Source organism: Halochromatium sp. (assembly GCF_054919635.1).
Genome location: NZ_JBUDPI010000171.1, coordinates 1 through 7,636, shown reverse-complemented (window position 1 = coordinate 7,636; position 7,636 = coordinate 1). Strand labels below are relative to the sequence as shown.

7 protein-coding genes and 1 other RNA gene are annotated in these 7,636 nt (G+C 61.3%); 2 read left to right on the top strand and 6 right to left on the bottom strand.

Going from position 1 to position 7,636, the window contains the following annotated elements; genetic code table 11:
* On the bottom strand, positions 1-537 hold a 537-nt coding region (locus tag ACY693_RS11300), incomplete at its 3' end, for a transglycosylase domain-containing protein (protein WP_462321926.1).
* 147 nt (positions 538-684) lie between these two features.
* Positions 685-2,010 (bottom strand): 30S ribosomal protein S12 methylthiotransferase RimO, encoded by a 1,326-nt coding sequence (gene rimO, locus ACY693_RS11295; protein WP_462321925.1) that lies wholly within the window; start codon positions 2,008-2,010, stop codon positions 685-687.
* A gap of 194 nt (positions 2,011-2,204) precedes the next feature.
* Between rimO and ACY693_RS11290 the strand changes: the two genes are divergently transcribed.
* A complete protein-coding gene (locus ACY693_RS11290) occupies positions 2,205-2,351 on the top strand; it encodes a hypothetical protein (RefSeq protein ID WP_462321924.1) in 147 nt (48 codons plus the stop codon).
* Between the two features lie 142 nt (positions 2,352-2,493).
* Positions 2,494-2,853: a transfer-messenger RNA gene (gene ssrA / locus ACY693_RS11285) on the top strand.
* Positions 2,854-3,436: 583 nt separating this feature from the next.
* On the opposite strand, the gene ltrA (ACY693_RS11280) is transcribed toward ssrA, so the two are convergent.
* From ltrA (ACY693_RS11280) to ACY693_RS11265, 4 genes are all read right to left on the bottom strand, one after another.
* Positions 3,437-4,771, bottom strand: coding sequence for a group II intron reverse transcriptase/maturase (gene ltrA / locus ACY693_RS11280; RefSeq protein ID WP_462321923.1), 1,335 nt, complete (start codon positions 4,769-4,771; stop codon positions 3,437-3,439).
* A gap of 178 nt (positions 4,772-4,949) precedes the next feature.
* Entirely contained in the window at positions 4,950-6,158 is a 1,209-nt protein-coding gene (ltrA, locus tag ACY693_RS11275; protein WP_462321927.1) for a group II intron reverse transcriptase/maturase, read from the bottom strand.
* A gap of 443 nt (positions 6,159-6,601) precedes the next feature.
* A complete protein-coding gene (locus ACY693_RS11270) occupies positions 6,602-6,808 on the bottom strand; it encodes a hypothetical protein (RefSeq protein ID WP_462321922.1) in 207 nt (68 codons plus the stop codon).
* Positions 6,805-7,605, bottom strand: a complete 801-nt coding sequence (locus tag ACY693_RS11265; protein WP_462321921.1) for an ExeA family protein — start codon at positions 7,603-7,605, stop codon at positions 6,805-6,807. The genes ACY693_RS11270 and ACY693_RS11265 overlap by 4 nt, the downstream gene beginning before the upstream one ends.
* Positions 7,606-7,636 lie beyond the last annotated feature (31 nt).

The window sequence follows — 7,636 nt, the reverse complement described above, 5'->3', positions numbered from 1 at the left end:
GGTCGCAGTTCGCTCGAGGGCCAGCGCCCCGGCGATCTGCCGCCACTTATCCTGCAACGAGCCGGTCTCGAGTCCTTGCCGCAAACGCACCACTTGCATGGTCAGCGTCGAGCCCCCGGACAGGATCCGACCGTGACGCAACGCCTGCCAGCAAGCGCGCAGCAAGGCACGCGGGTCGACGCCAACATGCTGCCGAAAGCGCTGATCCTCGTAGCCGAGCAGCATCTGCAGATAGAGTGGATCAACCTGGTCAGCACTCACTGGCAGCCGCCAGCGCCCGTCATCCACCGTAAAGGCCCGCAGCAGCCTGCCACTGCGGTCGAGCACCAACCTTGAGGTCTCGAGGTCAAGATCAGGCGAGACGCTGCTGCCAGCCCGTTGCGTGATCACCGGTTGATTGGTCGCCAGTTGGCTGATCAAGGGCCGCCCAACGGTCACCAACCCCGCAAAGACGATGAGCAGTAGCGTGGACATCGCGGCAGCCCGCCAGATCACCCACCAGATCAACCGCCACTGCGTCTGTTTGATAGCGCCCATCAAGCTTGCGTCGGGTCGCGTCACCGGGGGCGACGATCTCCAATCATCGCCCGAGAAACTTGAACAAGATGCACATCACCCTCGGCATTTCAGCAGGCTGCGATCGCGTACCTGTGATCCTGATTGGTCTCTAAACAACCCCAGGTTCTAAGCAACCGGCTCTGCGAACAAATCGTGCTCCCCACTCGCCGTAATCTCGACCTCGATGAAGCTGCCAGGCTCAATCTCCCAGGCACCAGCAACGATGACGGTACCGTCGATCTCCGGCGCGTCGGCATAGCTGCGCGCGATGATCCGCTCCTCTTCAACCTCATCGACGAGGACGATCTCGCGCTTGCCGATCCGTTCGGCGAGCTTCGCCCGGCTGATCTCGGCCTGCAGGGCCATGAAGCGTTGCCGCCGCTCTTCCTTGAGCGCCTCAGGCACCGGATCGGGGAGCGCATTGGCCGCAGCGCCGGCCACCGCTGAATAGCTGAAACAGCCCACCCGATCGAGCTGCGCCTCGCGCAAGAAGGCGAGCAGCTGCTCGAAATCCGCGTGGGTCTCGCCAGGGAAGCCAACGATGAAGGTGCTGCGCAGCACCAGCTCGGGACAGATGGCGCGCCACTCGCTGAGACGATCAAGCACCTTCTCGGTCGCCGCCGGTCGCCGCATCGCTTTGAGCACCGACGGGCTACCGTGCTGCAGCGGCATATCCAGATACGGCAGGATCAGCTCATCGGCCATCAACGGGATCAATCGATCCACCTGTGGATAGGGATACACATAGTGCAATCTCACCCAGGCCTCCAGCTCGCCGAGATGACGGGCTAGCGTTTCGATGTCGCTTGTCAGCCGCCTGCCCTTCCAGAAGTCAACCTCATCTCTGAGATCGATCCCATAGGCGCTGGTATCCTGAGAGATCACTAGTAGCTCGCGGACACCAGCCTCAACCAAACGCTCGGCCTCGTTCAGCACGCTGCCAATCGGTCGGCTGACCAGATCGCCGCGCAGACTCGGGATAATGCAGAAGCTGCAACGATGATTGCAGCCCTCACTGATCTTGATGTATGCGTAGTGATCCGGCGTAAGCTTGATACCCTGGGGTGGCATCAGGTCAATGAACGGATGGTGAGCGGGCGGCGGCAGATGGGTATGGACAGCCTCGAGTACCGCATCATCCGCGTTCGGACCCGTCACGGCCAAGACCTCGGGATGCTTCTCGCGGATCAGCTCGGCGCGTGTCCCCAGACAGCCGGTCACCACAACCCGCCCATGCTCATCAAGGGCCTCGCCGATCGCCTCGAGCGACTCATCGATCGCCGCATCGATAAAGCCACAGGTATTGACCACGACCAGATCAGCACCAGCGTAATCGCTTGCAATCGCGTAACCATCGGTTCGCAAGCATGTCAGGATGCGCTCGGAATCCACCGTTGCTTTTGGACAGCCGAGGCTGATGAACCCGACCTTGGGAATGCTCTTGGTCGCCATGGATGCTCCCCGGGCGTGAACCATCGATTGAAATCATTCTGTCTAGGACAGCTGATCACGGATTCGCAACCAACGCTGCGCGTGGGCTGTCTGCCCGAGATCAACTAGAACGAGAAGGGGCTTGACGATTTAGAGTTTGCTTATATACTCATGGAAAACCCTAGGCTGTATCACGGACCCACAGGAGGTTCAGCATGTTAGCACCACTCGCAATCGTCGCGTTGTTGATCGGTGGAACCCAGACTGCGCTGGTCGTCTCTGAGCAAGAGGTTGCCGAGACCGAGCAAGTTCAAGTCTTCGAGGTCGAGACCGTCGATACCATCAACACCGCAGCCGAGTAAGCCCAACGGAACAGGTTTGGAAAAAACGCGGCGGGCTGGGCCGGGCCGAGCGCGATGCCGATCGGCCCGGCTGCCATCTCTAAGTCACCTTTTCTGATTGCCACGGAACTGACGTGGTGATAGCGTGTCTACCCTGATACTTGGGGGCGACCTGGCTTCGACGTGGGTCACAAAACCCGAGGTGCATGCCGAGGTGCGGGATACCTCGTAAATCCATCCGCAAACTTATAGTTGCCAACGACGACAACTACGCCCTCGCTGCTTAAACCCAGCGGGCCTCACACCGTCACTTGCCTGTGGGCGGCGGATTCGTGGGGTAACATCACACAGGATCGCGATCACGGGGGCCTGGACCGGTATCGCTAAAACCTAATTCAGGATCGCCGACCAATCGCCCTGCCCCTCGGGCGTTGGAAGGTTAAAAACAATAGAGCGGGCTAAGCATGTAGGACCGACGGCGGAGGGCTCGCGGACGCGGGTTCGATCCCCGCCGCCTCCACCATTTAGGATAGACAAGGCACTGAATTTAAAGGAGAAAAGGAGTTCTCGTCTGTGCTCCACCCACAAAGCTACCCACAAACGAAATTGGATTGTCGGGCTTCTTTTGGCAAAGCTGCTCAGACCTGCAGCCGACTCATCGCCCGACCTAGAAGCGCATAGCTTGGCGATCTTTTTGGCATACAGCCCGCCTGCCCCAGCCACCACACAGCTCCTGGTGTGACTCCGAAAGCGACAGCCAACCCTCGAACCCGGCTATCCTATCATCGCCCGTTCATTGGTTCACCGCGGGATGTGATCCCACTGCTGTACCACACATCGAGCCGCTCGGCATCGCTTGCGCAGTCGGCACAGAGGATGGTGCGCGAGGCACAAAGCAAGATGATGCCGCTAAAATGCCGTCCCGGTGCACCGATTCGCGGAGAAAGCTGTGTTGCCCAGCCGCCTTCACGCAGTCTTCGCGGACGACGAAGGACCAGGGGTCATGAAAAGGTGGGCCGGGTGACCGCGGGTGATCACTCACCCGCGGTTCCCACAGATCCGGACGTGCGGAACTCCCGCATCCGGCTCCTCGGTCAAAGCGAGCGCTACGTGACAGCAGCGCGATGGACGATGCGCGCAGGCGGCAGTGGATAGCGCTGGAGCAAGCGTTCAAAGGCGCTCCAGTTCAAGCGCTTAGCATGCGAACGGCGGTTAAGCCATTTGCGCCAACAGCGGCGGGCCGTGTACAGGAACCGAGACAACGCCCCGCTGTTCCCGATCACGCCGTAGTAGGCGTAATGGCCACGCAGCTTTCGGCTCAGCGCCCGGTGTTGAGCCGCCACAGGCAGGTGACGGTAACGTCGGCACCATTGCCCGAGGCGTCGTACCGCACGGCTGAACCGATCCTTGGCGGTCTTGCACTTGACCACCCAGTATCCCTTCCGGGAGCGCCCCCAGTAATGGGTCAAGCCGAGCAGATCAAAGCTGCGTTCCCGTTGAGGGAGCGCTGCCTGCTGTCTGCGTCGTGATGGACGACAAAAGTCCACCAATCGGGTCTTCTCAGGGTGAAGGGTTAGCCCGAAGCGCGCTAAGCGCTTTGGCAGCACCTCCAACACCCGCCGAGCGTCGTCTTTCCGCTCAAAGGCCAAAGTCGCATCATCAGCGAACCGCACCAGAAAGGCACGCCCACGTAGACGCGGTTTGACCTCGTGCTCAAACCAAGTGTCGAGCACTTCGTGCAGATAGAGATTGGACGCCACTGGGCTGATCACGCCACCCTGGGGACTGCCCCGCTCGGGATAGCTGATCACTCCGGCTTCCATGACCCCGGCTTGCATCCACTTACCCAACGCGCGACGGATCACGCCGTCACGCACCCGTCGGTCGAGAAAAGCGTTGAGATGGCTCCTTTCCATGCTGCCGAAGAAGTCCTGGATGTCGAGGTCGATCACCCAGCCTCCGTGCATGTCCATGAGTCCATTGCGCAGCACCCCCAGCGCTTGATGCGCGCTGCGCTCAGGGCGGAAGCCGTAAGAGCAGTCCAGAAAGTCCTGCTCGTAAACCGGCTCCAGGACCATCAGTATGGCCCGCTGGAGGATCTTATCCTCCAGGGTGGGGATGCCGATCGGGCGCGTCTTCTTCGTGGTTCCGTCTTTAGGGATGTGGACGCGTCGTACCGGTGGCGCCCGATAGCGTCCGCTCTTGAACCGTTCAAGCAGGTCGCTCAGGTTCGCGTGCAGATGCGCTTCGTACGCCTCGGCGGTGACACCGTCCACCCCAACTGCGCCATCCTTGCGCGTGCGCCGGTACGCCTCTTCCAGCCACATCAGGTCGATGTGGTGCGCCAGCGTGGTCAGCACCATGCTCGGTGCCTTTCTCGCCAGGTTCGCGATCTTCTGTTGTTTCGTGGAGATGGTCTCGCGATCCAATGTTCGCGACATCTGTCCCTCCAGAAGCTGTCTTGACCGGCCGGCCGCGTCCCTCTCGGACGGGTCCGCTGGGGCGCGTTCCCCGCCGTCATCAGTGTCGGGTCGGAGGAGGCGCCCCGCAGGGCTGGCCTCCGTCCGCCGCACAAACGGCTCGTACAGTTTTCCCGTAAGCCGCTTTCACAACGCTGTCTCACCGAAGGTTCAAGGAAGGAATCAGCGTGATCAATTTCACCAGCCCGTACTCGCCGTAAAGCCGGCGCTCCGGCAGGCGTTTCCAGCCGCCGTTGCGCCAGCGCTTGTATCGATGCGACCAAAGCCGCCGCACGATCCAGCCGTCGAGTCGTTGGAAGAGCTTGCGCACATGGGCCTTACAGTAGTACTGACCCCACCCGCGGATGACCGGATTGATTTGCTCAATCAGCTCCTGTGTCCCGAGCGGCGCCTTGCGCCGCGTGCGCCGACGAATCTGGTCCTTGAAGTGCTGGATGGATTTCGCCCGAGGAAACGCATAGAGGTTCCCCTGGCGCACGCCGCTGCGGATCTTCCCAGGCGCCAGTCGCAACGGCCTTTGGCCGCGCTTGAGCTTGTAGCCGAGAAAGTCGAAACCCTGTCGAACATGGACGATCCGTGTCTTACCCGTGTGCAGCGTCACCCCCAGTGTGTCCAAAATACGTTGCGCCGCCGCAAGGGCGGCTTGGGCTTCTTGGCGCGTTTTACACGTCACCACCCAATCGTCAGCATATCGCGTGACCTGGAAGCCGCGTTGGCGCATCTCCCGATCAAAGGGTGTCAGCAGGATATTGCTCATCAACGGCGAAATCACCCCGCCCTGGGGAACGCCGTCTTCAGTGGCGAGCCGTTGTCCCTCGGCCACGCAGCCGGCCTCGAGGATCTGATTGATCAGTCCCAAAACCCGCCCATCTGACACGCGTTGGTTGACCAGCGTGAGGAGCTTTTCGTGATCGACTGATCCGAAAAAGTCTCTCAGATCAGCGTCAAGTACCCACTCGTTGCCCGCCTCCAACTCGCGCCAGATCTTGCTGAGCGCATCCTTGGTGGATCGTCCGCGCCGATAGCCGAAGTTGGCGTCATCGAAGATCGGCTCGAAGATCGGTTCCAGCCGATTGAGCAGGGCTTGCTGGCAGACTCGATCGATGATCGTTGGTATGCCGAGCGGCCGATACTCGCCTGGCTTGCCCGCCTTGGGGATCAGGTGTTGTAGGACCGGCTGGGGCCTATAGTGACCATCCTTGAGTGCCTCGTGCAGCTGGTCAAGATTGGCTTCCAGCTCGGCCTCGAACGCTACCAGGTCGGTTCCATCGATCCCGCCGGCCCCACGGTTCTGCTTCACCTTCTCCCAGGCCACCGCAAGATTCTTCCGCTGATAGATCTTGTCCACCAATGAGTGGACCTTCCTCTCTCCCGTCGGGTTAAGCCAGTCCGCAAGTCTCCTCGGGCGCTGCTGCTCGGGTCTTTCGCTTAAGGAACTTGTCCGCATCAACACCGTTACTCACTCACTCGCTGTCTCGTCCCAACCACCGTTGCCAGCCGCCTTCCCCGGCCCACACAGCCGCTGCTCGCGCAGTCACCTGACTGTTAGCCCTCACGCTGATTCCCAGTCAAATTCCCGAGCTATTGCACAAGGCGCTGCCGCAGCTGTCCCGGATTGATGACGCCGGTGGGCGAGTCAGAGCAGGTGGATGAGCGCGGCAGCCGCAGACGTGGTCAATGACCAACGCGCGCGTGAGTCACGCGCCGCTGAGGTGAGCGCACGTTAAGTGATTGGGGTGGCGCTGAGCGGGGGCGGGCCAGACGGCCCGCCGGGAGGAAAGGCGAAGGGATTTAGAAGGGCAGCGGATCGTCGAACTCAAGCAGCTCCAGTTGCTCATTGCGGGCTGTCTGCTCAGCGATCAGCGCCTGCATTTGTGAGCCGTAATAAGCGAAGAGCGCCTCAGAGAACGCCTCCAGGGCCTCCTGCACCGCCAGCGCCTGCTCGGGGGTCCAATGATCCGGCAGTTCAAAGGTGATCAGATCTGCCAAGCCACTCATGCCGCCACCTCCTCACGCGCCGCCTGCACATGCTCGGCGGTGACCTGGTGCGCCTGTTCAAGGGCTGCGCTAGTCAACGCATAGTGCGCCAGACGATTGACCTTACGCGGCATCCCCTGGGTGGCCTGAAACAACGCCTCCACCGCAGCGGGCTCGAACAACGGCAACTCGCAGCCGGCCAAGCGCAGGCGATGGCACAGATACTCAGGCACCTCCTCACGCGTCAACCCGCTCAAGTGATGGCGCACCACGATGCGCTGGGCCAACGACTCATGCACCGCCATGCTTAAGCGCCGGCGCAGCTCCGTCAGTCCGACCAGTAGCAGGCAGAGACGATTCTCCGAATCCATCTGATAGTTGGTCAGCAGCCGCAGATCCTCGAGCACCTCGTTTCTAAGGTGATGCGCCTCATCGACGATCAGCACCGGGCGCTGCTTCGCCTCCAAGGTCAGACGCGTGATCTCCAAGCGGATACTGCGAAACGCTGCTGCGCGATTACGCTGCACCGGCAGCCCGAGCTCCCAGGTGATGGTCTTGTACATATCCATCACATTGCCCGTTGACAGGGGGATATAGAACACCCGATACAGCCCCGGATGCAGATCCGCGGCCACCTTACGGCACACCGTCGTCTTACCGGAACCGGCCTCTCCCGTGACCAGGCCGATGCCACGCAGCTCCAGGAGATGTTTGAGCCGCGCCTCGGCCTCCTGCAGACTGGCGGCGGCGAACAGCGCATCCGGTGGTGGCGTCAGATCGAAGGGAAAGGCCGACAGCGCGAAGTGCTTGCGGTACATCAGCGTTGCTCCCCGGCGTCGTGATCGCCGT